Annotated in this window: 26 protein-coding genes; 11 read left to right on the top strand and 15 right to left on the bottom strand. The window is 55.7% G+C overall.

All coding sequences use genetic code 11. The annotated features are described in order from the left end of the window. Positions 1-4: 4 nt before the first annotated feature. From O5O45_RS24565 to O5O45_RS24550, 4 genes are all read right to left on the bottom strand, one after another. Positions 5-1243 (bottom strand): RtcB family protein, encoded by a 1239-nt coding sequence (locus tag O5O45_RS24565; RefSeq protein WP_305901952.1) that lies wholly within the window; start codon positions 1241-1243, stop codon positions 5-7. A gap of 202 nt (positions 1244-1445) precedes the next feature. Continuing rightward, positions 1446-3035: an RNA repair transcriptional activator RtcR gene (gene rtcR / locus O5O45_RS24560; RefSeq protein ID WP_305901951.1), complete on the bottom strand. Its 1590-nt coding sequence runs from the start codon at positions 3033-3035 to the stop codon at positions 1446-1448. 195 nt (positions 3036-3230) lie between these two features. After that, the gene (locus O5O45_RS24555) at positions 3231-4595 is read right to left on the bottom strand and encodes an alanine/glycine:cation symporter family protein (RefSeq protein ID WP_305901950.1); all 1365 of its coding nucleotides are present in this window, start codon (positions 4593-4595) and stop codon (positions 3231-3233) included. 226 nt (positions 4596-4821) lie between these two features. Further along, complete coding sequence (locus O5O45_RS24550; protein ID WP_305901949.1) at positions 4822-6072, bottom strand: D-amino acid dehydrogenase; 1251 nt, start codon at positions 6070-6072, stop codon at positions 4822-4824. A gap of 584 nt (positions 6073-6656) precedes the next feature. Between O5O45_RS24550 and O5O45_RS24545 the strand changes: the two genes are divergently transcribed. From O5O45_RS24545 to O5O45_RS24530, 4 genes are all read left to right on the top strand, one after another. Further along, the gene (locus tag O5O45_RS24545) at positions 6657-7412 is read left to right on the top strand and encodes a nucleotidyltransferase domain-containing protein (protein WP_305901948.1); all 756 of its coding nucleotides are present in this window, start codon (positions 6657-6659) and stop codon (positions 7410-7412) included. Positions 7413-7558: 146 nt separating this feature from the next. Then, entirely contained in the window at positions 7559-8482 is a 924-nt protein-coding gene (locus O5O45_RS24540; RefSeq protein ID WP_305901947.1) for a GGDEF domain-containing protein, read from the top strand. Positions 8483-8613: 131 nt separating this feature from the next. Beyond that, positions 8614-9252 carry a dioxygenase family protein gene (locus O5O45_RS24535; protein ID WP_305901946.1) on the top strand — a complete coding sequence of 213 codons (639 nt, stop codon included), beginning with the start codon at positions 8614-8616 and terminating at the stop codon, positions 9250-9252. Positions 9253-9359: 107 nt separating this feature from the next. Continuing rightward, a complete protein-coding gene (locus tag O5O45_RS24530) occupies positions 9360-10157 on the top strand; it encodes a carbon-nitrogen hydrolase family protein (protein ID WP_305901945.1) in 798 nt (265 codons plus the stop codon). A gap of 2 nt (positions 10158-10159) precedes the next feature. Here the strand turns inward: O5O45_RS24530 and O5O45_RS24525 are convergent, their stop codons facing one another. Then, positions 10160-11812, bottom strand: coding sequence for a ricin-type beta-trefoil lectin domain protein (locus tag O5O45_RS24525; RefSeq protein WP_305901944.1), 1653 nt, complete (start codon positions 11810-11812; stop codon positions 10160-10162). A gap of 368 nt (positions 11813-12180) precedes the next feature. On the opposite strand from O5O45_RS24525, the gene O5O45_RS24520 reads away from it, so the two are divergent. Beyond that, positions 12181-12468, top strand: a complete 288-nt coding sequence (locus O5O45_RS24520) for a hypothetical protein (protein ID WP_305901943.1) — start codon at positions 12181-12183, stop codon at positions 12466-12468. Positions 12469-12583: 115 nt separating this feature from the next. Here the strand turns inward: O5O45_RS24520 and O5O45_RS24515 are convergent, their stop codons facing one another. From O5O45_RS24515 to O5O45_RS24495, 5 genes are all read right to left on the bottom strand, one after another. Beyond that, a complete protein-coding gene (locus O5O45_RS24515; protein ID WP_305901942.1) occupies positions 12584-13336 on the bottom strand; it encodes a helix-turn-helix domain-containing protein in 753 nt (250 codons plus the stop codon). Between the two features lie 144 nt (positions 13337-13480). Further along, positions 13481-14638: a DUF1513 domain-containing protein gene (locus tag O5O45_RS24510; RefSeq protein ID WP_305901941.1), complete on the bottom strand. Its 1158-nt coding sequence runs from the start codon at positions 14636-14638 to the stop codon at positions 13481-13483. A gap of 1 nt (position 14639) precedes the next feature. Beyond that, complete coding sequence (locus O5O45_RS24505; RefSeq protein WP_305901940.1) at positions 14640-15752, bottom strand: imelysin family protein; 1113 nt, start codon at positions 15750-15752, stop codon at positions 14640-14642. 12 nt (positions 15753-15764) lie between these two features. After that, positions 15765-17189 (bottom strand): di-heme oxidoreductase family protein, encoded by a 1425-nt coding sequence (locus O5O45_RS24500; protein ID WP_305901939.1) that lies wholly within the window; start codon positions 17187-17189, stop codon positions 15765-15767. A gap of 184 nt (positions 17190-17373) precedes the next feature. Further along, on the bottom strand, positions 17374-18753 hold the full coding sequence (locus tag O5O45_RS24495) for an imelysin family protein (protein ID WP_305901938.1): 1380 nt from the start codon (positions 18751-18753) through the stop codon (positions 17374-17376). Positions 18754-18976: 223 nt separating this feature from the next. On the opposite strand from O5O45_RS24495, the gene O5O45_RS24490 reads away from it, so the two are divergent. Then, positions 18977-19609, top strand: a complete 633-nt coding sequence (locus tag O5O45_RS24490) for a flavin reductase family protein (RefSeq protein WP_305901937.1) — start codon at positions 18977-18979, stop codon at positions 19607-19609. Between the two features lie 16 nt (positions 19610-19625). Here the strand turns inward: O5O45_RS24490 and O5O45_RS24485 are convergent, their stop codons facing one another. From O5O45_RS24485 to O5O45_RS24465, 5 genes are all read right to left on the bottom strand, one after another. Continuing rightward, on the bottom strand, positions 19626-20204 hold the full coding sequence (locus O5O45_RS24485; protein ID WP_305901936.1) for an AAA family ATPase: 579 nt from the start codon (positions 20202-20204) through the stop codon (positions 19626-19628). A 50-nt stretch (positions 20205-20254) separates the two neighbouring features. Then, complete coding sequence (locus O5O45_RS24480; protein ID WP_305901935.1) at positions 20255-20596, bottom strand: ParD-like family protein; 342 nt, start codon at positions 20594-20596, stop codon at positions 20255-20257. A gap of 248 nt (positions 20597-20844) precedes the next feature. Further along, entirely contained in the window at positions 20845-21207 is a 363-nt protein-coding gene (locus O5O45_RS24475; RefSeq protein ID WP_305901934.1) for a translation initiation factor Sui1, read from the bottom strand. 42 nt (positions 21208-21249) lie between these two features. Then, on the bottom strand, positions 21250-22266 hold the full coding sequence (locus O5O45_RS24470; RefSeq protein WP_305901933.1) for a YheT family hydrolase: 1017 nt from the start codon (positions 22264-22266) through the stop codon (positions 21250-21252). 92 nt (positions 22267-22358) lie between these two features. Then, on the bottom strand, positions 22359-23786 hold the full coding sequence (locus tag O5O45_RS24465; RefSeq protein WP_305901932.1) for an aminotransferase-like domain-containing protein: 1428 nt from the start codon (positions 23784-23786) through the stop codon (positions 22359-22361). 199 nt (positions 23787-23985) lie between these two features. On the opposite strand from O5O45_RS24465, the gene O5O45_RS24460 reads away from it, so the two are divergent. From O5O45_RS24460 to O5O45_RS24440, 5 genes are all read left to right on the top strand, one after another. Then, the gene (locus tag O5O45_RS24460; protein WP_305901931.1) at positions 23986-24213 is read left to right on the top strand and encodes a DUF1127 domain-containing protein; all 228 of its coding nucleotides are present in this window, start codon (positions 23986-23988) and stop codon (positions 24211-24213) included. Between the two features lie 199 nt (positions 24214-24412). Continuing rightward, a complete protein-coding gene (locus O5O45_RS24455) occupies positions 24413-25027 on the top strand; it encodes a LysE family translocator (RefSeq protein ID WP_305901930.1) in 615 nt (204 codons plus the stop codon). Positions 25028-25156: 129 nt separating this feature from the next. Next, positions 25157-25477 (top strand): antibiotic biosynthesis monooxygenase family protein, encoded by a 321-nt coding sequence (locus tag O5O45_RS24450; protein WP_305901929.1) that lies wholly within the window; start codon positions 25157-25159, stop codon positions 25475-25477. 39 nt (positions 25478-25516) lie between these two features. Beyond that, on the top strand, positions 25517-26254 hold the full coding sequence (locus O5O45_RS24445; protein WP_305901928.1) for a helix-turn-helix transcriptional regulator: 738 nt from the start codon (positions 25517-25519) through the stop codon (positions 26252-26254). Beyond that, positions 26247-26663, top strand: a complete 417-nt coding sequence (locus O5O45_RS24440) for a hypothetical protein (protein ID WP_305901927.1) — start codon at positions 26247-26249, stop codon at positions 26661-26663. Before O5O45_RS24445 ends, O5O45_RS24440 begins: the two co-directional genes overlap by 8 nt. Positions 26664-26665 lie beyond the last annotated feature (2 nt).

The following is a 26665-nucleotide window of genomic DNA, read 5'->3' as shown; positions in this document are numbered from 1 at the left end:
ATCTTCAACCTTTTACGCACACAACCTGTCTCAGCGTATGCACGACTTCAACCAGGTCGGACTGCGCCGCCATCACGGCGTCGATGTCTTTGTAAGCGGAAGGCGTTTCGTCCACTACCGCCGCATCTTTTCGGCATTCCACATGCGCCGTGGCGCGAGCGTGCTCCTCTACGGATACGCGCTTTTTCGCCTCGGTGCGGGACATCACTCTTCCTGCGCCGTGGCTACAGCTACAGAAGCTTTCCGCGTTGCCTTTTCCGCGCACGATGTAGGAGCGGGCTCCCATGCTGCCTGGGATAATTCCCAGCTGACCTTCCTGTGCGCTTACTGCGCCTTTACGGGTTAACCACACGTTTTTTCCGTAGTGGTTTTCCTTCTGCACATAGTTATGGTGACAGTTCACCGCTTCCAGCTCGGCGATTACCGGCTTGTTCAACGTAACCGCCAGGGCGTTCAGCGCCCGTTGCATCATCGCCTGACGGTTAATGCGCGCGAAATCCTGCGCCCAGCCAACGGCATGCACATAGTCGTTGAAGTAATCGGTTCCTTCCGCCAGATACGCCAGATCTTTATCCGGCAGGTTTACGAAGAAGCGCTCCATTTCCTTCTTCGCCAGCTTGATGAAATGCTCGCCGATACGATTCCCAACGCCGCGGGAACCGGAATGCAGCATAATCCATACGTCGTTGTTCTCATCCAGACACACTTCGATGAAGTGGTTACCGGTTCCCAGGGTTCCCAGGTGGTTCACGTTGTTGGTGTTTTTCAAAACCGGGTGCTTTTCACACAGGATTTTGAAACGATCCGCCAACTCGTGATTCCAACGGGCGCCGACATCTTCCGGGATATCATGCCAGGAACCCCGATCACGTCGTCCTGGTTGACGACCATGAGGTATCGCCGCTTCTATCGCGCTACGCAGCGGCCCCAGGGAGTCCGGCAACTGCGTTGCATGCACGTCGGTTTTCACCGCCATCATGCCGCAGCCGATATCCACTCCCACTGCAGCGGGAATAATGGCGCCGGAAGTAGGAATAACAGAGCCGATAGTCGCGCCCTTACCCAGATGTACGTCCGGCATCGCCGCAACCCATTTATGAATGAACGGCAGGGACGCAATGTTTTTCAATTGCTTGCGCGCTTCTGGCTCGAATGGAACGCCGTTGGTCCAGCTTTTGATCGGAACGCCTTTTTCTACGTTAGTAACTTCATATGGCATTTTGGGTTTTGTGCTTTGCATCATTCTCAAACCTTTTTGGTGGGACTCGCTTGTCCCGGAGCAACTGTATTTGGATGAATCGCCTTGCAGCAGGTTCATCTCGATACCATTACTATTACAAAAGCTGGGCCAACTTTTCTCATATACTTAAATGTATGAAAAATAAGAATATATAGAATATTGTCGAAATATGTCGTTGAAGAGATATATCTATTTAGATAGAAATTTATGTTTTTAGATTATCGAATTCCAGATCGAACTTACTCAGATACTGCCGTAGACGATGAGAGTCGTTACTGGAGCTTTTACGCAATCTTGAACGGTTGAAGAGCTGGCGCCCCGCCTCAGACAAAGAGCGGCTGTCACGACAGAGCGCAATCACACTGCGTAACTGATATTGGTCGAAGGCGTCAATTTCCGCCACCTGTTCAGGGGACAGGTAGTCTTCCAATGACGGCAGAGACTCCTGGGCGCTGCTGCGTCGCCAGAATCGCCGTAGACGGTCGCACTCTTCATCCACCAGCGTTTCGTTGATGCGGCCGCCTTCAGAGAGTGTGGCCATACGCTGTACGCAAGCGTTCAGGTCGCGGAAATTACCCTGCCATAAGGAATCCGGCTGTTGGGCGAACTGTAGAAATCTCGCTCGTGCGGCTTTATTGAAGCTGACTTTATGACCTAACTGCTGCTCGGCTTTTTGTAGCTCGTAGTCCAGGTTGGGTTCTATGTCTTCGCGACGGTCTTTCAGCCCAGGCAATTCATAGCTCCACAAATTGATACGGGCCAGCAGGTCCTCCCGAAAGCTGCCGTTGTCGACTTGCTTTTGCAAGTCGCGATTGGTGCCGGCAATAAGCTGGAAGTCGCTGTGCGCTGGGTTGTCCGACCCGACGGGATAGAAGCGCTTCTCCTCAATGGCGTGCAGCAACATCGCCTGCTCATCCAGGCCTAGCTCGCCGATTTCATCCAGGAACAGCAGTCCCTGATCGGCTTTGGCGAGCAGGCCCTTGCGGGCGGTTTGCGCGCCGGTGAATGCGCCCTTGTTATGACCGAACAGGGCAGACATGGCGCTGTCCCCACGTAGCGTGGCGCAGTTGACCGACACAAATTCGCCTTTGACGGAGCCGCGGATTTTCTTCAGCTCAAAAATCTTGCCGGCGAGCTGGGATTTGCCTGCTCCAGTAGGGCCGGTGATCAGAATCGGCGCCTGAGAGCGAATCGCCACCCGTTCGATCTGCTGGATCATGGCGTTGAAGCGGGCGTTGCGGGTGGCGATGCCTGACTTGAGAAACTCCGTTCCTTCCAACTGCTGGCGCTTGAAGCGCGAGCTGATGGCGTCGTATTTGGAGAGGTCGAGATCGATCAGATGATATTTTCCTGCGGCGACGCGCTCGCCCCGGTCTGGAGAGGTCTGCAAAATCTGCGCAGGAATGTAATTCGCTTCACACAACAGGAACCAGCAAATCTGCGCAACATGGGTGCCGGTGGTGATATGCAGTAGATAACGCTCTTCATCTGGCTTGAAAGGATAGTTTTCGGCGAAATCCAGCAGCGTGCTGTAAACCTGTTCGAAGTCCCAGGGATCGCTGAAACTGATTTGTCGCAGGCTCACTTCCGTGTCTGGCGAAACGGTTTCGATATCTGCGCCCACATTATTGGCCAGACGGGAGTCTCTGGCGTCATGCAGCAGCTCTATGCGATCAATCAGCAGGTCCTGTTGCATGAAGATGCCGACGGTCGGGCGCCACACGTCCCAGCGAGCGGGCCCCTTGCCGCGTTTATCCATGGTGGTGCCCAGCAGGCCGATGACTACGTTTTTCATATGATCTTTTTCGATAAATGGATACGGATAGCGATCATATTCTCCGAAGGCTGAAAGGAAGGCAACCTGATAGCTGGAGTGTATGTTTGTAGGGCTTAAGGGGGAAGAGGGCTGGAACGGGTCAACTCTATCCAGGTTGGGTCAAAGTATAAAAAAAGGCCGCACAAAGGCGGCCACAGGGGTTTATAGTGATCGTTAAGATCTGACCGCCGCCAGTTTAACGGTGGCGAAGTGCTCATTGGTCAATTTGACCAGAATAGGCGACAACAGCAGTAGCGACAGCAGGTTGGGGATGGCCATGAAAGCGTTAAAGACGTCGCCGACCAACCAGACGAATTCCAGCTGCGCCAGCGCGCCAATCATGACGCACAGGGTGCTCAACAGGCGGTAAGGAATAATCGCGGCGGAGCCCATCAAGTACTCCCAGCATTTCTCGCCGTAGTAGGCCCAGCCAAGAATGGTGGTGAAGGCGAAAACGATCAACTGGATCGCCAGCAGGTACTCACCGAACCCCGGCATCGCCGCCGCGAACGCGCTGGCGGTCAGCGCAGCGCCGGACACGCCGCTTTCCCAGACGCCGCTGGTGATCAGCGCCAGACCGGTCAGCGTGCAGACAATAATGGTATCGATAAAAGTACCCATCATGCCGATAAGACCGGATGTTACCGGGTCGGATGTTTTTCCCGCCGCTTGCGCGATGCCTGCGGTGCCAAGGCCGGCTTCGTTGGAGAAAATGCCTCGGGCGACGCCGTAGCGAATCGCCATCATAACCGCGGCGCCGGCGAATCCGCCGGTGGCGGCGGTGGGAGAGAAGGCGTGGGTGAAGATCAGGTCGAAGGCGTGGGGGATGCGGTCAGAGAAGGTGAACAGAATATAGAAGGCGCAGAGAATATAGGAGATACACATGGTGGGAACCAGCGCCTGCGCCACTGCGCCAATACGCTTGATGCCGCCGAGCAATACGAAGCCGATCAGTACGGTCATTACGACGCCGGAGGCGGCGGCGGGGATGCCGAAGGAGGTGTTCATTACTTCCGCGATGCTGTTGGATTGCACCATGTTGCCGGCGCCGAACCCCGCCAGACCGCCGAACAAGGCGAAGGCGCCGCCCAGCCAGGCCCATTTGGGGCCCAGGCCGTTTTTGATGGCGTACATGGGGCCGCCAACGTATTCGCCGTTTTCGTCTTTTTCACGGAAACGCACCGCCAGCACAACTTCTGCATATTTGGTCGCCATGCCCACCAGAGCGGTGGCCCACATCCAGAACAGAGCGCCTGGACCGCCGAGAGCCAGCGCCGTGGCGACGCCAGCGATGTTTCCGGTGCCCACTGTCGCAGCCAGTGCTGTCATCAGTGCGGCGAAAGGACTGATCTCCCCAGGGTCCCGAGTATCAGGCTTGCGACCTCTCCATACCAGTTGCAGGCCCAGTTTGAGCGTAAATAAGGGCATGAACTTCAAACGGCATTGCAAAAACAGCCCTACGCCCAGAATAAGAATGAGCATGGGGGGGCCCCATACGAAATCATTCAGGTCGGATACCAGGTTATGAATAGTTTCCAAGGGATTTTCTCCTCTCTTTATTTGTCAGGCGGCGCTGTGGAGGGCGCTGCGCTGCTTCCCATACGTTTTTTGAAAGACGCGGCGTAGCGCCGGGTCACAGCTCCCGGCGCGCGCCAGACACAGGATATGGATCAAGCGTGCGTCCAATGGTTCGCCGTCCTCATTGAGAACGGCGGCGAAGCGGAGTTCCATCCGCCAGCGACGGTCCCTCAAATAGCAGTGGTTATCAGTAGCGGTCTATTCCCAGTCCCTCAGTGTCAATCTCAGGTTGGCGTCCAGATACGATATCCGCCATGACGCGTCCCGTTCCCGCCGCCATGGTCCAGCCTAAAGTGCCGTGGCCGCTGGCGACATAAAGTTTGTTGATGGGGGTCGCCCCAACGATGGGGGTGCCGTCCGGAGTCATGGGGCGCAGTCCTGTCCAGAATTCAGCTTCGCCATTGGCGTAACCGGTTCCGAACAGGTCGTCCGCCACAAACTCCAATGTGTTCTTTCTGGTTTGATGCAGGCGCAGATCGTAACCCGCCAACTCCGCTGTTCCGCCAACCCGGATGCGGTCGCCCAGGCGGGTGACGGCCACTTTGTAGGTCTCATCCAATAACGTCGATTCCGGCGCCCGGTCTGGGTTCTTCACTGGCAGGGTAATGGAGTAGCCTTTTACCGGAATGATCGGCGCTCTAAGCCCCAAAGGCTTCAATAGCAGGGGGGTGTAGCTGCCGAGCGCGACGATATAGGCGTCCGCCTGCAGCGGGCCTTGATCCGTGTGAACGCATGTAATGGCGTCGCCTTTTTTTTCCAGCCCCTGAATGAGGACGCCTTGTTTAAAAACGACGCTCTTTTCGACCGCCAATGCGGCCAAAGCTTGCGTGAACTTGAAGCAGTCTCCGGTCTCGTCCCCGGGCAGACGCAGTCCGCCGCTGATTTTATTTCTGACGGAGGCGAGCCCCGGTTCATATTTGATGCAGCCGTCGCGATCCAGCAACTCATAAGGAACGCCAAAGGATTCCAGAATCCGGGTGTCCGCCAAAGCGGCGTCAACCTGCTGTTGCTTGCGGAATAATTGAATGGTGCCGCGACTGCGTTCGTCGTAACTGACGCCGGTGTCGGCGCGCAGCTGTTTGAGTACGTCACGACTGTATTCGGCCAGTCGCAACATGCGTGATTTATTCTGATGGTAGCGGTGAGAGTTTGCGTTAGACAGGAATTGCGCTGTCCAGCGCCAAAGGTCGGGGTTCAGGCTGGGACGAACCACCAGTGGACGGTGTTTCATGCACAGCCACTTGATCGCCTTTAACGCAATTCCTGGAGTCGCCCAGGGCGCAGAGCAGCCGGGGGATATCTCGCCGGCGTTGCCGTAACTGGTTTCCAGCGCAGGACCGGTTTGACGGTCGACAACAGTTACTTCATGACCCTGCTGAGCCAGATGATATGCGGTGGAAACGCCGATGACGCCGCTGCCCAGGATAATTACACGCATTTATTGTCCTTGTTGTCTCTGCTTTGACTTCGCTGCGCGGCTCGCTGGACGCGCAGGCTGCGCCATTAAATAACAACCGTATATAAATCTGCATAAGTAATTCCCATAGTTGTGCATGGAGAATTTGGCGTTTAGGTCACCGAATCGTGCAATAAATGGTCTGATCAAAAAAGATAACTAGCTATTCTCTTTGATAAAATATTCTCACTTTGGGATTGATCTCTTACATGTTTCGCCTGTAATGAAATTCAGATAAATACTTTTAAAACATAAACATAAAAAATTTTTCGTCGCTCTAAAAAATATTGGCGCGATCTTTGTTCTGTGAATGGCGATAAGAAAGGGCGCGAAGGCGAAAAGGCGAGCCGCCGGCAAACGATTAAGGCAGCCGGTGAAGGGTAATACCGAGACCATTTGGCGTATTGACGAAATTTGAGGATGCAGGTCCGGGCTCGTTGCGGGGTTCGCGACTGGCGCGCGTTACAGGTCGATACCGCTTCGGAGTAATGCCTGAAGTTTTGGTTATTGTGGGTTCGAATCCCACCGTGTCCACCATATTAGAAGTAACAATAGGAGTGGCGACAATGGAAAAGCGGATACAGGAAACTCTGGAGCGGATCGAGTGGGAGCACGATGTAAAGGTGCTTTACGCGTGCGAATCAGGCAGCAGGGCCTGGGGATTCGCCTCCCGGGATAGTGATTATGACGTTAGATTTATCTATCAGCGCTCACTGTCCCACTATTTATCGTTAGGTAAACGTCGGGATGTGATTGAACTTCCGATAGTCGATGAGTTGGACGTCAACGGTTGGGATATCAGCAAGGCCCTGACGTTACTACGCAGCGGTTCAGCGACGCTGCAGGAATGGCTTAACTCGCCAATTGTGTATAGCCGGGACGTAGTATTTCTCGCGCAAATGAAGTATCTGGCGTCGCTTTCCACGCGTCCCGTTACGTTGTTTCATCACTACTTCTCCATGGCGCGTAAGGAGCGTGAGAGGCTGGCGGCGGGCGAGGTCAACGCCAAGCGCTATGCCTATATGCTGCGGACGTTGCTGGCGGCGATGTGGGTGGCGGAGCATCGGACACCCCCGCCGGTGCGCTTTTATGAATTGAAGGCGCGTATGCTGGGCGGCGGCCCGATCGTGTCGGAAGTCGACGCATTGCTGGAACGGAAAGCGATGGGGAATGAAAAGCAAGTCATCAAACCTGTCACAGTGTTAGACCGCTTTGTGGACACTCAGTTTGAGGCGCTGGAGACAGTGCATTTTGAACCTGTGGAGAAACTTGATCTGGAGACCATGGATCGATTTTTCATGCAAATGTTAAACGCCGCTTAGCCACTGTAATCAGGGCCGGAGTTTTCCGGCCCTTCCCTTCACGCACTGCTCTGTTACAGCGAAGCATTGGCGCAGCTCGCATTTCGGCTATACTTTCATCAGAATTCTCTTTAAATCTGAGCCATTTAGCAGTTGAGAAACGGTGGGTGCAAACAGATAGCAATAACAAGAGGCAACTCAACAAGCTCGCAGTGGGAGGCGTCGTCCTGGCGTTGACGATTCTGACCATACTGGCGTATTGGTATCATCGACGCTCAGCGGAAGTTGAATGGCTGGGACTGAATCCCGCCCCAGATGCGCAGACACTGGTCTCTCCTTCTCAGCCACAGGGGTTGCCGCCGGATATATTCACAGTCGAGCCGCAACACCGCACACTCGATGGCGATGTGGTCTATGTCACTCCCTTGCCGGGCGGCCAACTCTGGCTGGCTCGTCGCAGTCCCGCGTCCATCTTCACATTGACGGCGATTCTACGCACTATCCCGGTATTGTTGTTACTGATTAGCCTCGTCGTGCTTGGTTATTACATCTGGAAAACCCGTATTTTTGCAGAACGGGTGAAAGAGCTGATTATGTATGACCCGGTCACCAAAGTGTTGAACTGGCGATTCGCGGAGGAGCGCTGCACCCAGATGGTGAAGCATTGTCGCCGCTACAAGGAGGAGTTCAGTTTTCTGGTGTTGGACGGCGACCACTTTATCTGGATCAACGATAATTTCGGGCCGGAAGCGGGGGATGAAGCGTTAATATTCCTGGCGGAAACCATCAAGAACGTGATTCGCGAGGTGGATATTCTGGGACGGTACGGCGGCGAAAAGTTCGTGATTGGACTGCCTTCCACAGACCTCAACGGCGCGGTAGTGGTCGCTGAGCGCATCCGGCAACTGTTTGAGCAATGCAAACCCACCAGCTACGACGTACGCTACAGCGTCAGTATCGGCTGCGCCCAGCTCATCCGCAATGAAGACCTTCATGACACCATCAAACGGGCCACCCACGCCTTGTATCGGGCCATCAAGGGCGGCCGCAATCGCGTCGCCGCCTCCAAGAACCACGAAGCCGCCGCCTGACGGCGATTTGTTTTAACTCTCCTTTCACATTTGCGCGTCGACGCGAACTATACTTGGATTAACTGCTGGTTGAGCGGATAAGGCGACCTTTATCCAACCTGCCTTTCACCCACGGCCATGGAGGACGTCTCATGAACGCCGGGACTGTGCTGTACAGACGCGTCTTTCTCAAGCTTTTGCTGGGAGCGTCCTTGTGGCCCTGGCGTGGAGCGCGCGCGGATGATCTTTATAGCGGTTCCTGCGGCGTCACGCAGGCGGCGCCGGAAGGCCCTTTTTACGTGCGTAACGCGAGAGAAACCGCTTATATCAATTACCGCAATCTTCCTGGTCGCTTGATGAAGGTGGAAGGAAAAGTGCTTGGAGGCCTTCTGGGCGATCTTCCTTTGCCGGAAGCGCGCGTCGAGATCTGGCACGCCGATGGCGATGGCCGCTACCACCCCGCGGGCGATGGCGACGTCAGTGAGTATTCTATGGATGCCGTGAACCTGCGTGGCGTGGGTTATACCGACGCCATGGGCGGCTATGCGTTCCACAGTATCATTCCGGGAACCTATGGGGGACGCCGCAGGCATATCCATTGGAAGTTCAGTGCGCCGGGATATCGCACGCTGACGACGCAAAGTTATTGGCGAGAGGATCAGGGCGGCGCACAGTCGTTAACGGATGCTGTTGACCGTGATCCAGACCGCTGTCGCTGGTTGGACTTCTCGCTCGATCGGAAAGGGATTCAGGTCGGTGTTTTTAATGTGGTTTTAAAGCCGTTGCAGTAACCTTCGCAGTTGATTTACACCGCCAAGCTGTACACAGCTCGTGACGTGCGTGGATGCGCGTCGACGGGTTTATAAAAAAGGACGTACGCATACAAAAGGATTGATATATGAAAATTGCATTGGCATCTCCGCCGATCCCGAAGTCTGTCGATAACGCGTTGCAGTGGGTCGACCGCCTGGTCACGGAGGCGACCCTGTCGAAGGTGGATCTGATATGTTTTCCAGAAGCCTATGTGCCGGGAATTCGAGGCATGGACTTCAAAGTTGAAAACTGCTCGCCAAGGAAAATGCAGTCAGCGCTGGATCGAGTTTGCGATCTGGCGCGTAAAACCTCTACTAACATCATACTTCCCATGGAGTGGCCAACCCCAGAAGGGCGTCGTAACGTCGCCTTTGTCGTAGATCGTCGCGGCGTGCTGTTGGGACGGCAGACGAAGAATCACCTTGAGCAGGGGGAAGAGGCTTACTTCATCCCGGGGGCCCGCCGCCAGCTGTTCGATGCGGATGGCGTGAAGTTCGGCATTGTGATCAGTCATGAGGGGTGGCGTTGTCCGGAAACGGTGCGATGGGCGGCCAGTCGCGGCGCCAAGATCGTCTTTCACCCCCATTTTGCAGGCAGTCATTTCAAAGGAGTAAAGCTGACGCAATGGGGAAAGTTGGAAAACCCGTTCTACGAGCGTGCAATGCAATGTCGCGCCATCGAAAATACGGTTTTTTTCGCCAGCGTCAACTACGCCATGGACTATCAGGGATCCGCCACCACGTTAATTGCGCCCGACGGCGCTTGTGTGGCCTATCAGCCTTACGCGGAGGTGGGGGTACTGGTGATCAATATCGACGTCAGGGACGCCACCGGGATCAATGCCCGGCGTTACGCCCCTGAGCGGGATCTGGAGGAGGCCTGAGGTCAGTCCCAGCTCCAGCGCTGTGACTTACCGCCGTGATACTCCCACAAATGCGCACGCTGGCCATCGCCCCAGAACGGGTCTTTGATGTCCAGCGCCATGTTTGTCGCATTGGAGATGCGGAAGCTGTTGCTGGGTCCTTGCAGCCAAACCTGATTGGATCCGCCATGACAATTCCACAGAACAATGCGGGTTCCTTTCTCCGTACCGGCTCCAGATACGTCAATGCATTTGTCCGGGGCCGATTTGGCGTGGATCATGCCGTATTGATCCCGCCACCATAACTGACTATCGGCGCCGTGACAGGACCATTGATGGATCTCCACGCCGTTATGGGTCTCGCGACCCTCGAGGTCCAGGCATTTGCCTTTGTCATTGCGCAGCTTGCGCCAAACCACGGCCCCATCATCTCCCGGCAGGGTGACGGCAGGCTGATCGCCAGGCGCCCAAATTCCTTCTTGCGCCAAATCAGAATAGTTCAGCCACACATTGGCGTAGCCCAGTCCGGCCTTGGCGTTCTGCAGCATTTGGTTCTGATAGCCGTTTTTCGGGGTGGCGAAGCGGTAATCACTACCGAACTCCTGTTGGCAGAAAAACTCCCCTTGTTCCCAGATTGCGCTGCTCTGCGTGACCGCCCAGGCGTCGTTGGTTCTGCTGTAGCAGGCGAAAGGACGCACGTTGCTGCAGGCGGCGTCATTAAAGCGGCCGTTGCCCCATTGCTCGGCGCAATGCTCGTTGTTATTGGCGTTGTTGGGCTCATTCTGGTCCCAACTCCATATTGCGGCGGTCATGCGCTCGTCAAAAGCTTTCAGCTGATCCAGGCCGACGATGCCCAGGCTGCAACGCGCGGCCTGCGCCATCAGCTCAGGAGTGATCGGCTGCGGTGGATCGCCGAATACGTCGGACAGGCGGGTGCTGTCCTCAAAGATGCGAACCAGATTATTCTGGACGAAATTCACATCGTATTTGTCCGTGCGACATTCCGGATAGGGATGGAAATGGTCATTATCAGTAGGAAAGCCGTAATTGTAGACTGTCTGCGCCCATGCGTCCGAACCGCAGTCGCCGCCGATCAGCAGCACCTGCCTGCCGCTGTTGAGAATGTCCGCTTTGCTGATGTTCATGGGCAGCGTGGCGCAATTACCCGGCTTGTATATCAAATCCCCCATCTGCCGGTTTAGCGCAGCCACGGCGTCATCGTAGCGGCCGTCCACATGTTCTTCGAGATAGATGATCAATACTTCACCGCGATTGCCGTCCTGTCGCAGCCAGGTGGCGACTTCTTTCAGGCCGTCCTCGAAACGGCGGTCGAAAGCGGAGCATCCCGTGTGATCGTTGGTTCCATGGCATAGTTTCAGGTCGCCGTAGGTGTAATGAACGTCCAGCTCCAGAGCGCGGATGCCCATATCCAGCTGGTCCACCAGACTGTAAATGTGGTTGGGGTCCCAGTAGCTGCCCAGGTTGGCGTAGGCGGAGGAGTTATAACTGTTATGCGTATAAGGAAAGTTGGCGCGGCCCAGTGGTTCTCCCAGGTCCAGGGTGCGTTGATGGGTTAGCGCGCGGTAAGTCCAGCTATTGCGGAAGTCTTCAATCTCGTTGGCGCAGACCGAAGACGCGACCGCCGCAATGACGGCAGCGTATGCGAGTTTTTTCATGAGAGGTATCCCTATCTTATCGTTATTTTGCCAGGGGCTTTTTTATCCGGCCCAGGTTACAGCCCAGATACAGGCTTTTACCGGGCGGATACAAAGATAAGGTTACAAAGTGTTCTATTTTCTTCCAATGCTACGGGCGGGAAATGCTTGGCAGGTCACAAATTGAACGGTATTTGGCCTGCGCGTCTATGCATCGGCTATGCCACACATTGTTACAAATACGTACGCAGGCCGCCGCTTTTTTGTGAACAAAAATTAACCAGTTTGTGGGCGCCAACAAGCGGAATTTATGGTCCAAACTGAAAAAGAGACCGTAATTTTTGGCGCAGCAGGAACAATAAAACTCCCAAAAACTGAGGAGGTGACGTATGTGTACTAAACATTCAGTAGGGCTAGTTGCTGGTATAGCGTTAGCGTTGTCCAGCTCCCTATCGTTCGCGGGTGATTTGGGTATTGCAAATCAAAAAGCGGAAAATGTTGAGCACAAAAATCTGGAACAGCTGGTGACAGATTTTTATCTTGAATACGGTGAACCCACTGCAGCGGGTCCCGGTGTGATGAAAGATAGTAAAACCATGCGCAGCGATCGCACCATGATGGACGATGACGCGTCAGCGCGGGATATTAAATGGGAGAAATTTGGAAGCAACGACTAACGCCTGCGAGGCGCCTGTAACCTCCTGGTTTAGGTGTGCAGGGATGGTTGCCCATGAATGATTGGCAGGGACCGGCTGAAAAGTTGGTCCCTGCTGTGCTTTGAAGGGGCGGCGCCTAGAACTTTTTGGTAGAAGGCTCGCGGCGCAGTCGAGTGAAAGACTGCGGCTCCCAAGGCCGGATCGCCATGACGAAGGCGGTGCCAAATTTATCATTCAAAGGGATGGCTTCATCCTCCGCCACCAAGGCGTGAAACTCCGCCGCCAGGCGTTGCATGCGACGCTGAATTTCCGCATTCGAACGTCTTGAGAGCATTCCGCTCAGAAAAAGGCGGCTTTCTCCATTCTTATTGAAACGAGATTGCAGAAATTCGTTTTGCACCTGTTGCTCAAAGAATTGTTGTATGGGGCCATGAGGACGCCAGGAGAAATGTCGGGAGATTTTCAATTTCACCCGGTTTCCCGGCAATAATTCAATCAGCTTCATACGGTCGAGCTTGGCCAGTAGCCGTACGCCTTCCAACTCCTCGATTTGATAGGTGCTGATGATTTCCTTGAAGGTCCATTTGTTCAGTAACAGTTGAGCCGTGAGCAACAAGTTGATATCGCCAGCGAGATCCTTTTCCTGCTCTTCCGTCAGCTCCGTGATTTCTCCAGAACTGTTTTCCATACTGCGCACCAGATCGGAGATTTCAATACCGAGAAACTCGCAAACCCGGTCCAGCCGCTGCAGCGAGAAGCTGCGTTCGGAGAACAAGCGCTTAACGCTGGCTTCGGATAACTCCAAAGCGGTGGCGACGTCGGCGTAGGTTTTCCCTTGGGCTTTGAGGGTGCGTTTGAGAGTGTCGATCAAAGCGATGGTTTGCGGCATAACAATCCTTCCGGGGAGACAGCGGACCCAAATAATAGCCCTGTCACAGGGTGACGTCGAGAGAGAAGGGAGGTGAACTCCTTTTAGCAGCCCGTCAGGGCCATACTGACCCTGACAGAAGTAAGGCGCTGAGCGCTTGCCGGGTTAGCCCGCCAACGTCATGTGGTTATCCCAGCGCGTGCCGGCGACAGACCAATGCTGTTCAACTTTCATCGTCGTCGGGTCGACGCGGATCACTGCTCCTTCGCCGCTGCTGGCCAGAAATTTTTTGCCATCAGGCGTCAACGAGAGCCCGCAGACGTCCGTCAGGCTGATCTTTCCAACGCACTTCTGCGTGTCCAGGCTCCATAAGGTGATGGAGTCCCCTCTGGGAGAGGTGACGCCCGCCACGCGCAGGTGTGAATTGATCACCACGCTGCCGGTGTAGTTCTTCAGGCTGCGCCACAGGCTGTATTCAGCCGATGCGGCCTGAATTGGCGAACCGGATTTGTGCGTATAGACCAACGGCGGCGTATCTGTGGGAGGACCTTCGTACTGACAGCCGAAGCAGACTGTGCCGTCATCGGCTACATCCAGATGGCGAATGCTGAGCTTTTTATCCTCCAGCTCCCAGCGCTCCAATAGCGCTCCGCTGGCGATGTCGATATAAGCCAGTGAGGGCTCCATGGCGTCAGGATTCAGTTTTTCCCGTGGATTATCCGGGTGAGTCAGGATGCCTCCGTTGGCCACCACCAGCGCTTTGCCGCCCGCAGATAAACGCAGTTCATGCGGCCCAATGCCGCCACTGGACCATTCGCCCACCTGACGGTAACCGCTCTGAGCATCGCGAACGCCAATGACGCCGCGACCGCTGGCGTAATCGTTTTCCGTGGTGTACAGATAGCGGCCATCGAGGGAATAACAGCCGTGGCCGAAGAAGTGTCTGCCATCTGCGCTGGCGATTTCTTCATAGCTGAGGTCGCCATCGGTCTGGCGGCGAACCACGGCCGCGAAGCGGGCGGGGCGGCGGCCGACCAGGACAAACTCTTCGCCAGACGGGTGACGCGCTACACCATGCCCGCGTCCAGGCAGGGTGCGCTCCATCAGTATGTCGCCTTGTAGACTCCACAATATCAGGTGGGAGTCGCCGTCAGCGCGATTCACGGATGAGAACAGCGCCCCTGCGGCGGCGCCGCTTGTCGTTTGCTTGGCGGCGAACGCCCAGCCAGGGACGGCCAGAGCCAGTCCTCCAAGCGCCAGTCCGCGAGCCAGTTGCCGGCGGGTTAAGGTAAGTTGGGTGTGGTGATTGGGTTTGGTGCGCATATCAGTCCCCGTCCTCGCTGTTGAAGTCACGGGTGACGCCGATAGCGGGAAACAGTTCTTTTTCTACGGTCGCCTGCAGTTGGCGCAAGGTTTCATGCAGCTTTTTAACCTTGGCGGTTTTTTCCGCGTCATTCACAGCGTCTTCCAGGGCGAAATCGATTTGCGCCAGTTGCGCATCGACATCGTCCAGCAGCCCGGTGATTTTTTTATGCAGGGCGCCGCTTTCACTGGAGAGCAGGAAGTCGTCGAAGCCGTAACCATCGCCCCCCATATAGAAGCGTCTCAGTGCGCTGAGATTGTGGCGGATATTGACGATGGAATTGCGACTATGGAAGGACTCGAGCGCTTTCAGCTTGGCGGAGCGGCCTTCCAGCCCCATGGGCGTCGCCACTTTGTTGGCGGTGATTTGCTGGATGCCGGTCATGAGCCCGTTCAGGTACTCATCAACGCCTTCCTGAGGCACGCTAAGATCGCCATCTGCTTCAAAGGGATTCTCGAAGTTGTCGCCGAAGCCGCCTTTCCAATCCTTTTCCAGCTCCGTCGCCAGCCCAACGCTGTGGTCGGCAATCGCCGTCAGAGCCTGACAGCGGCGTGCGCCGTGATCGGCGGCCTGCAATTTACTGAGGGCGTCTTTACCGAAGAGCAGGTACTCGACAGCGGGCAATCCCTGGATAGCGATACTGCCGTTGCTGATTGCGTCCTGCAGCGAGTCCGATCTCGCAGCCAGCGCCTCAACGGCGCGCTCCAGCAGTTTTTCCCGGATTGGCCAGCTTTGCATACGCAGGCGGCGGTCTTGCTCCTGTAATGGGCCGAACTGGATGAGCGATACGCTCATCCAGGTTTGCATGGCGTCGCGCCAAGCCTGCTGCGCTTGTTCAAGAGACTGCGCGTTCGGCGCCTCGCACAGAGTGGACGTTTTGGCCTTGAGGGTTTGGACTTTGGCGCTGAGTTGCTCATGAGCGGGAACGATCATGTTGCTTCTGGCCTGCTGTAGAATCTGCAGGTATTCCCTCTCAGCGCTTTCTCCCGCCGCGCCCGTGGACAGCGACAGCGCGGACGCCGCCAGGACGCCAGCGCTGAACAGTCTGAGCAGACTTGTCGATTTAGAATTCAAAAGCGGGCTCCTCTACAGAGATTCCAAAAACTTCACCAGCGCGTCACGTTCATCCGCCTTAAACGTCAGCACTTTATCCCGTGATTGCTGCGCCTCGCCGCCGTGCCAAAGTACCGCTTCCAGCAAGGTGCGCGCACGTCCGTCATGCAGATAAGTCGCCTGCGGATTGACAACCTGGCTCAACCCTATGCCCCAAAGGGGCGACGTGCGCCATTCTGTTGCGGTGGCGTCGTGCTCCACTACTTCATGCGCTGGCGCGGGGGAACCGTTCAGTTTCAGGTCCGCCAGATCAGGGCCCATATCGTGGAGCAGCATGTCGGTGTAGGGAAAAATAATCTGCTCGGATTGTTCGATTTGGTCTTTGTCCAGTTTTGCGGTGACGAAAGACTCATTGTGGCAGGCGCTGCAGCCGGCCTCTTGGAACAGACGATGACCTTTTTGCACGACGCTGTCCTCGATATTGCGACGTGCGGGAACCGCCAGATTGCGGCTGTAAAAGGCGACAAAGTCGAGGATGTCGTCGCGAATTTCAATGCCGTTTTCATCCGCGCCGTTGGGCGCCTTTTTGCACGCGCTTTGGGCGTCCGTGCAATGGTCTGCGGTAAACAGGGAGGAAGTAAGGCCCATATCGCCGTTGAAGGCGCCAGCCGTCTGCTGCCTGACGGTGGGCTGTCCGGCTTTCCAACCGAAGCGGCCAAGCGTTGGCGTCTTTTGCTCTACGTCCCAAACCCGGTTAGGGCGTCCGGATACGCCGTCATGGTTGCTGTCCTGTGGGTCCGCCAGGGCTTCGATATCCGCCTGGGGAATGGCTTCCAGCAGGCCAAGGCCGATTACCGGCGGCGCCACACGTAAAGACATGGTCAGGTCATCCGCAGGATCGCCATAGGCCCAATTGCGCAGACGCCACTGCGGCCGCCGCAGGCTGACCTTGAAGCCGTCAGCGAAGCTTACGGTCTCTTCGTTGTAGCTGACTTCAATTCGGGCCTCCGGCGACACGCCGGGAATGGCGCGGTCCTGCAATTGGCCGCCGTAGACTGGGTCGCCCAGATTGGCTACGTCGGGTCTGCTCAATAACGCTTGCTCTTCAGTGTTACGCGCAGGCCTGCTCAAACGGATCAGCAGACTGTCGGCGTCATCCGTCGCGTCGGCTGGAGCATGGCCGCGACCATCATTGAAGTGACAGCTTTGACAGGCGCTGACATTGAACAGAGGCCCTAAACCGTCGCGCAGATCCGTGGTCGCCGGCGCGATGACCCAGGGGTCTTCAAAAAAATCGTTGCCGATCAGGAAGTCGCCTTTGCGGCGGGAGCTCATATTTGCGGAATTCAAGCTGAAAGCGCCAGAGTGCGTCGCCTGTACGGTCGTATCTCCGCCGGATTGCTTCTGGGTGGCGAGATCATAATCCACCGCTGCGGCGTAAGAGGGCGCAGCGATCAAAAAAGCGCCCTGTATAAACGCAAAAAAAGCGCCTTGGCGCTTCCCGGGGAGTTTGGATAATGGATGTAGGTAAAAGGGGGTGGGTCCCGTTTTTTTCATTATTTCATCACAGCTAATTATTCAGATGATTACGGCGATCGGCCAAGGATTTTATCCGATTTTCGTCCGACCGCCGTGATTTATATCAGGATTCGCAGTCGCCCACGTTCTCAGTCGGGCAGGTGCCGGCGTCGAATTCCTGCAGGCTCAGAGCCAGCACTTTGGACACGCCTTCGCTCAGGGGTTCTTCCAGGCTGACCAGCGCCGCAGCGGCGTCCAGCACCAGTTTTTTGTCTTCCGCGCTGCCGCCGACCAACTGGTCGAACTTCTTGCCGCCGGATTTCGCTTCCGCTTTGTCGACGATGGCGCGCATGCGGCTCTCGATCAAGTTCATGTGCTCATCCATTTGCTGTTTGAGCGCAGGGTTTTGATAGGCCACCAGATCCGCCAGACTGGGTCCGCTGACGACGCTGCCGTCAAGGCGAGTGTAGCTGCCGCGGTACGCGTCCACGACGCCCATCGCATTGTTGTAGATGGCGACATGGGTCAGGTCGCTGAAGCAGTCGTGTTCGTCTTCAGTGCTGCCGAACAAAATAGCGACTTTCATGCGTTCGCTGGCCAGTTCTCCGATAGCCAGATCGCCCATGGAGTCCAGAATGCGCTGAAGGCCGTCGCCGCGGGTCAGGAAATCGTTACGCAGAGTGCCTTTTTGTGCGCCGGCGGCGGGCGTCCACTCCGCCTCCATTGCCTGTAAATCGCTGACCAGCAGGTCTGCTGCGGCTTTCAGGTATTGCGCGCGACGCTGACAGATTTTGTAGTCGGATTTTTTATCGCCGCTGGTGCAGGCGCCCTGGCTGGACTGGGTGTAGTAGTCGCTGACGGGACGTGCGCCGGCGCCAGGTCCAGTACCGTTAAGATCCTGCCCCCACAGCAGGAATTCAATCGCATGCACGCCGCTGGTGACGTTGGCTTCTGCGCCGCCGATTTCATTCATTCCGGCGATCAGCTCAGGGGTGATGGTGGTGATGTCAACGCTCTGGCCGCCTACGGTAAAAACGCCTGTGGTGTTGATGATGTTCTTGGGTGAGTTGTATTCGCCTTCGTAGGAGCCGGAGACGTAATCGATCAGAGCTTCATCCAGCGGCCATGCGTTGACCTGACCTTCCCATGCGTCGATGCTGGCGAGACCGCCGTCCGCGTCCAGACCTTCCGTTACATGGCCGTTCTCCACGTCAAAACGTAGAACCTCGCTTTGCTGATAAGGAACCCGCGCCTGAGCGTAGGCGGCTTTGGCTGCATCCAGGTTGGCCTGGGTGGGATTGGCCAAGAATGCGTCGATGGACTTGTTCAACTGCGTCGCCGCCAGCAGAGAATCTTCATACATGGCGTGAGCCATGTTAGCGAAGTGATCGACAACTTGTTTCGGTTCAACAACTTGGCTGGCGCTTGAAGTCTGCTGCCCGGCGCAGGCGGACATAAACAGCGGAACAGCGAGAGCTGCGGCGAGTTTGCAAGGGCGCATCATGGGATCGGTTCCTATTGGTGAATAATACTAATAATGTAAATGATAATAGTTACTATTATTTCATTATTCAATAACACCCGATGATAGTGGCGCTAGATGTCCTGATGTCTATGAGAGTAGGTAAGCCAGAAGACTCCTGCGACAGTGGGTTGAAATGAACCTGAAGCGAAAAATGCGCGTATAGTGTCTGGTTCGCCGTCATTATTCGCAGAATGGGAGTCGTATGCTGATCAACCGTGAAGATATCGAATCGATGCCGCACTTGTATCGGGTGGCCTTTATCAACTCCCTGTCCGGGTTTAAGAGCGCCAATCTTGTGGGGAGTGTGGATCAGGAGGGGCGCACCAACCTCTCTATCGTCAGTTCCTGTACGCATATTGGGGCGCATCCGCCTTTGGTGGCCATGATCATTCGACCCCACTCTGTAGAACGGCATACTTTGGAAAACATCCTTGCAACAGGGCATTACACGCTGAATCAGGTGCATGCAGGCATTTATCGGCCTTCTCACCAGACTTCCGCTCGCTACCCCAAAGAGGTTTCGGAATTCGCCGCCGTCGGGCTGACTGAGGAATGGCGGAATGATTTCGCTGCGCCTTATGTGAAAGAAAGCAAAATTTCCCTGGGGATGGCGTTGAGGGAGCACCACTATCTCAGTATCAATGGAACCGAACTGGTGATTGGCGAAATCCTGCAGGTGCAATTGCCGTCAGAGTGTCTGATGCAGGATGGCTTTGTGGATATCGAAAAAGCGGAAACGGTGGCGCTGTCCGGTCTCGACAGTTATCACCGCAGCCAGCGTCTGGCGCGGCTGAGCTATGCTAAACCGGATGCGCCTTTGCAAGACATAGAGTGACGTCGGAGCGCTGGCGCTAATCCGCAATCATGCGCAGCGCCCAGTCTGGCGTGGTGTCTCCCCACTGGACCGGACGGCCATGCTCCAATTTGACGATAAACTGATAAGGCGTTTCTGCGCTGGTGTTATCGAAGAAATACGCGAAGTCGACGAAATTGAGGGCGGCGCTGACGTTTTCCCGTAGCCTTGGCAGCCGGCGGCGCAGGCGTTCTTCAGGAACGTCGTGACCGCCTGCGCGCACCCGTTGGGAGACTCTGTTGACGTGCAGGTCTTCCAACTGCAAATGAATGTAAACCAGCGTGATTTCATAGCCATGGCGCTTGGCTGACAGCAAAAGATCGACTTTGGATGGGTGGGAAAATACGGTTTCCATGCAGAAGGAGCGCCGCTCGCGCAGGAGTTGTTCGCGCAGTGCTTGCGCTTCTTGCGCCGCCCGTAACGTGACTTCGTCATCAATAGTCTGGGCGTAACCTTTGGCGATTTCATCCGCGTTGACGAAAGGAATGTCCAGGTGTGCGAGTTTGTGCTTGTAAAAAGTGCTTTTGCCTGCGCCGTTGCCGCCGACGAGGACCCATAAAACCGGTTTACGTCTCACTCTCCGTCCTTACTGTTGTGTTTCCGTATGATGAATGACTTTTGGGTCAGTCAGGGCTCATAACGTTTGATTGATTCGCCGTCCTCGCTGCCATAATAACTGTCATCGCGTGCTTTCAGTTCGTCCGTCACCGAGCTGAAATCGTCGTCGATGAACTGATCGAACAGCGTGCGGGACGCCATCAGCCGCTCGTCGTTGTTCAGGTTGTCTATCGGCATCTCGCCGGACAGAAAGCTTCGGATGCGTTCATAGGATAAAACACCGGAACGCTCCACCATCTGGCCAATCTTGGCCCAATGTTCAATCTGGCCCTGAACGGAGCGTTGCGCGCCTTTGGCTTCACGTCTGGCGCTGTCAATGAGAAGGTCGTCAATTCGGACGGACTGGGGCATGGCGGGCTCCAACAACTTGAGTGTCGATAATGAACAAATTATAGACGTAATCGCAAAATGCGATCAAGGTGTGATTATGAACATAGCCATGACATTGGCATGTTAATAATCTGGCGCATGGATGCGCCTGCGCGGTGGTTAGCCGCGGGAGACAGGGCCTGACCTGTGCAGGCTCTGTGGTTGCAGACAAAATAGAAGGAAGCTATTTGTCTGCCTGGATAGTCGTACGCAGCCATGCCTTGGGCCCGTCAGCCTCCTGCTTTCTTGGCGGTAAACCCTTTCTTTTTCAGCTCTTCCACGATCAGATCGCGATGATCGCCTTGAATTTCAATCACTCCGTCTTTGACCGTGCCGCCAACGCCGCATTTCTGTTTCAAATGCTTGGCCAGATTCTTTAGCTCTTCGCCCGCCAGCAGAACGCCTTTCACTACGGTAACGCCCTTGCCTTTCCTACCGGCGGTTTCGCGGCTGACCCGCACCACGCCATCGCCCTGGGGGGCGGCGGCTTGACCGCAAACGCAGGCGTCCGCGGGTTTGCCGCAATCCGGACACATCCGACCAAACTCTGTGGAGTAAACCAGACCGGAGTTTTTTGCGCTTTTCTTCGACATAGATAATTCGTGCCTGTTCAAAATCATGTATTCAGCGAGAGATCAGCGTTGCGCATCTTCCCCCAGAAAGTCGGCGATATAACGGTCCACCCAGCTTTCCATTTTGAAATTTTCGATAAATCCGCAGTGGCCGCCGTAGGGGGAGCGCACTATTTTCAACAGCGGGTTGCCGTTGAGATGATCCAGGTCCCGTGCGGGAATCACCGGATCGTCTTCGGCCAGCACCAGACGGGTTTCCACTTGAATCCGGCGCAGACGCTCGCCGGTGACGGCGTAGCCTTTGAAGTATACTTCGGAGTTGGGGTAGGGCGTATGGGCGCCGACAAAGTAGTCGCTCATTTCCGTCAGACTTTTACGGTCATAAAATGCGTCGTAGTCAATCAGCCCGGGATGATTGTCCGCTTTTTTGCGCAAAGAGCGCAGCCACTTCTTGCGGAAATAGCTGCGATAGATCGGCAGACCATGCTCCAGAGCCCATAAGGTATGCATCGGCTCCAGAACAGGGGAGATCGCCGCCACCTTGCTTACTTTAAGCTCAAACTCCTGAACTTTCGTCGCTACTCTCAGAGCGAAATTACCCCCCAGAGAAAAGCCGGCCAGATACCACTGTTCCGGCTCCAGTTGTGTCTGCATCTTATTGAGGGCTTCGCAGATTTCGTTCAGGCGGTTGGCGTGGAACAGCTCCTCAGTCAAATGATGGGTGGGGCCGTGGTCCCGCAGATGCAGTCGGAAGATATCGTAACCGGCGTTATACAGATGCGCGGCGAGGGAGAGGATATACAGTGAATCGGCGCAGCCTTCCCAGCCATGAATCAATACGGCCAGCTTGCGCGGCTTGTCTCCCCGACAACTGAGCAGGCCGTGAATTTTGCCGCCTTCGGCGCAGTCGAAGATATAAGGGCGGGCGCGCTCCAATACCTCTTGAGCGCGTTTCGCCATCATGGGGCGACGTAGTTTCACCGAAGCGAACAGCGACTGAACGTGCCGGTTGCGCAGACCGAACTGGGGTTTCCATTCGGCGGTTTCTTCACTATGGCGGTCGTCTGTGGCGTCGTTCATGGCGGCGATACCCTGCTGCAGAGTGGTCTTGAGAGCTTCCAGTATAAATCCTGCGGACGCTCCCGTCTCTGAGACTTGCGCAGGGGGTACGGTCAGGACGACTGTAGCTCTTCCTTAACCCACTGGCCGATTTTTCGCACAGCCAGCTCCCGTTCCGGTGACCAGCCCTGGGCGTAATTCAGGCGGAAGCAGTGCCGATACTGGCCCGAAATAGAGAACAGTTCGCCGGGCGCCAGCATGACGCCCTCAGCATGAGCGCGGTGATACAGTTGCGTGGTGTCGATCTTGCGCGGCAGCTCGAACCAGGCCACCAGTCCGCCTTGAGGACGGGAGATGCGAGTACCCTCGGGAAAGTGTTCGTTGACCAGATCCAGCAATCGCGCGAAGCGCTGCCGATAGCATTCCCGCGCCTGTCGCAGGTGGCGGTCGTACATGCCTTGGGAGAGCACTTCCGCCATCACCATCTGCGGCAAGGTCGGCAGTGCGATGCTGTTGATGAATTTGCGATGGCTGACCGCTTCGAAATAGCGGCCTGGCATCACCCAGCCGAGGCGTAACTGCGGATCGATAGTCTTCGATAGCGAAGAACACAGCAGCACCCGTCCGTCCGGGTCAAAGGCTTTGACCGCCTTGGGGCGGTGATCGCCGAAATAGAGGTCGCCGTAGACATCGTCCTCGATGAGCGGAATATCGTAACGACCGAGAATTTTCACCAGCTCCGCCTTGCGCTCGTCGGGCATCAGCGAACCAATGGGGTTGGAGAAGGTAGCGACGGTCAGCACGACTTTGATCGGCCATTTCTCCAGCGCCAGTTGCAACGCCTCCAGGCTCAGACCGGTTTGCGGATGGGCGGGGATCTCCAGCGCCTTGAGACCGAAGGTCTCGATCATCTGCAGTAAACCGTAATAGCAGGGGGATTCCACCGCCACGATATCGCCGGGCTGGGTCAACACCCGCAGGCATAACGCCATGGCGTTCTGGCAGCCGGCGCTGGTGATGATGCATTCCGGTGAGATAAAAACGCCGGCGTCCACGGCGCGGCGTGCTATCTGATGGCGAAACTCACGCACTCCTTCCGGTGAATCGTAACCAATACCCAGAAACGTTTTGCTGCGCGCCATTTGCGCAAAGGTGCGCTGTACTTGCTTGAGAATAGGGAAGTCCAGGGCGGGAATCGCCGCGCTCATGCTCACCCCTTTGCGGGCGGCGGCGTCGCGCTGCACTTCCATTACCAACTGTGAGGTATTCGCCGGACGCGGCTTGGGCGTGTGGCGAGTCTGCGTCGGCGTCGAGAGGCGGTCCTCCTTGCGCTTGCGCACGTAGTAGCCTGACTTGGGGCGCGCTTCTATCCAGCCGCGATCCTCCAGGACGCCGTAAGCAGTGTTGACGGTGGAGATGCTGACTTGTTGTTTCTTCGCCATTTGACGTACGGAAGGGAGTTTGTCGCCGACGCGGAACACGCCTTCGCGGATCTGATCCGCCAACTGGTCGGCCAGACGCGCATAAAGATTCATTTCCATAAGCAGTACAGATTTAGCCGGTTAACACCATAACAGAAGGGTAATTAGGAAATCTGTTATGGTCAACATGTTTGGTTTTTGAATCTGTAACGGCTCAAAAAAGGGCGATAAAGTATGCATCCTAGATTGGTGGCGAAAATTAAGACGCGACCAGCAGTACAGATTTGTCCGGATCGCGTCCGAGCAGAGGAGATGAAGCATGGCCGTAGCACATTTTGGAAAATTCGGTCGGAATGCGACGCCTTCCGACAGTCATGGCGCGCATGACGCCACGAGACACGGTTTGAGAGATTTGATTGGCAAATGGCGCCGCAATATCGATACCCGGCATCAGCTGTCATTGATGTCGGACAGCATGCTGGATGATATCGGTCTGACCCGCGAAGCGGCGGAGGCGGAAGCCAGAAAACCCTTCTGGCGCGACTAAGGTCGCACTGAGGCGGGATCGTTTAACATTTTTGTCTTCCCATACGAGTTTACCCTCGTATTTTTTGCCTCCGGACAACGTGTCCGGAGGCTTTTTTAACCCTTTACAACTTTGCAAATCCCTACGCGCTTCAGGCTTTACCCTGAATTCGCGCATTCCGGTAGTTGCTGTTATTCCGCTTCGGCGGGGAGTCGTCATCATGGAATTGTTTTTCGCCGTACTGTTGTTTGCTGTTTCCACCACTGTCACCCCAGGACCGAATAACATCATGGTGATGGCCTCCGGCGTCAACTTTGGCGTGCGTCGCACTCTGCCGCATTTCCTGGGCATCTGTCTGGGTTTCCCCTCCATGGTCGCCGCAGTGGGGTTGGGTCTGGGAACCGTATTCGCCCAGGCGCCGGCGCTGCATGTGATCGTTAAAGCGGTGGGCGTGACTTATATGTTGTATCTGGCCTGGAAAATCGCCATGACGGATACGTCTATCCGCGCGAACAAAGACGTCAAACCCATGACATTCTGGCAAGCGGCGGTGTTTCAATGGGTGAATCCCAAGGCCTGGATTATGGCGATTGGCGCGGTGGCGGCTTTCACTACGGTCAGCGGCGATATGAGCGCGCAGGTGGCGGTGATCGCCCTGGCGTTTTTCTCCGTGAGCTTTCCCTGTGTCGGCGTGTGGATGCTGTGCGGCGCTATTTTGCAAAAAGTGCTGACCCAGCCGAAACAACAGCGTGTCTTTAACCTGACTATGTCGTTTCTCCTGGTAGCCTCCATTATGCCGATGATCGCTTCCAACCTCAGCGACGTTCCGGTCTGACTCAGCGCGACCATCGCGTCGCGCAATGTTTTATCCTCAACCCCCATTTCTCCTGACAGTATGCTGTCAGGAGCTCTTTTTTATGCTGTCTCCGTGTTCTTAACATCACGTCAACCAAGGAGACTGAGCATGAGCCAGATCGTAGAACTTGTAACCTTTAAGCTATTGCCTGAAGCCGACAAAGGCGCTTTCGCCGAGGCCAGCGAGGGCGTCAACGCGTTCGTTAGAAATCGCGAGGGCTTCCTTTATCGCAGCCTGTGTGAAAATCCTCAGGAAAATACCTGGACGGACATTGTATATTGGCAGGACATGGATGCCGCCAAGCAAGCGGGGGAGATGTTCATGACCTCCGAGCTGACGCGTGGCTTTATGAGCTATATTGATCCGACTTCCGTTACAATGCGGCATCTGCAGGTGGCCAACGACTCTGGTTGTTCAACGACCGCCTGAGAACCGATATTTCCCATGTCGTGAGGAATCCATTCCCGGATGCGCAGAGCTGATCGTCTTTTCCAAATCGTGACCATTCTGCGCAGCCGGCGTGGGGCCACCACCGCCAAAATTATCGCGGAGCAGCTAGAGGTGTCGGAGCGCACTATCTATCGCGATATCCAGGCGCTGATGGTGTCCGGCGTGCCTATCGAGAGCGAAGCCGGCGTGGGGTATCGGTTGATGAGGGGCTTCACCTTGCCGCCGCTCAACTTTCAAGAAGACGAACTGGAAGCGCTGCTGCTGGGAATGCGCATGGTGCAGGCCTGGAGCGACCGCGCTATGGGCCGCGCCGCCACTCACGCCTTGCAGAAGATTCTGGCGGAACTGCCCTCGCACCTGAAACGCATGGGCGAACAGACCCAGATATATTCTCCTCAGTTTTTTGTGGACGCCAAAGCCGCCCAGTTTGGCGAGGAGTTACGCGCTGCAATTCGGCAAAAAACCTTGATATGGGTGCGTTACAAACGAGTCGACGGCGTCGAAAGTGAGCGCTGGCTGGAGCCTTTGGGCATGTTTTTCTGGGGGCGCACCTGGACCCTGGTCGCCTGGTGTCGTCTGCGGAGGGAATATCGCGAGTTCCGGCTGGACCGTCTGTTGGAGCTCAGAGCCGCGCAGGAGACGTTCGAGACCCAAAAAGACAAATGTTTAGATCATTACCTGGATCGTGTAACCTCGATGTATAACGAATACTTTCAGGAACATTCCAGAACAGACCTGCCCAATCCCAATGAGTGACGCTCCTTCCTCAGGCGTAATCGGCGATTTTCCCGGCAAACGCTGGTTGAAGATAGCGCTGCGTACGCTGCATATTCTCAGCGTCGCCGGTGTGTGCGGCGGAATCTGGTTCGGCCACGGACAGGAAGAATGGCGTGGTTTCTGGATGTTCGCCCTGGCCAGCGGCATGGCGATGCTGCTCCTCGATTTGCTCTCCAACTGGTTATGGCTGGTGCAGGTCCGCGGCGTAGTGATTCTCTCCAAGTTCGTTCTGTTCTCTATGCTGGGCGTGTATCCCTCCGCGGATCGCTGGCTGGCGACGGCGATCATTGCGGCTTCCGTGGTAATTTCCCATGCCCCTGGCTCAATTAGATACTATTCTTTATTACATCGGCGCGTGATGCGTTCACTCTCGGATATGAAAGGATGACA

The sequence above is a fragment of the Hahella sp. HNIBRBA332 genome (assembly GCF_030719035.1).
Taxonomy (GTDB): domain Bacteria; phylum Pseudomonadota; class Gammaproteobacteria; order Pseudomonadales; family Oleiphilaceae; genus Hahella.
This window is presented reverse-complemented; position numbering and strand designations above follow the sequence as displayed.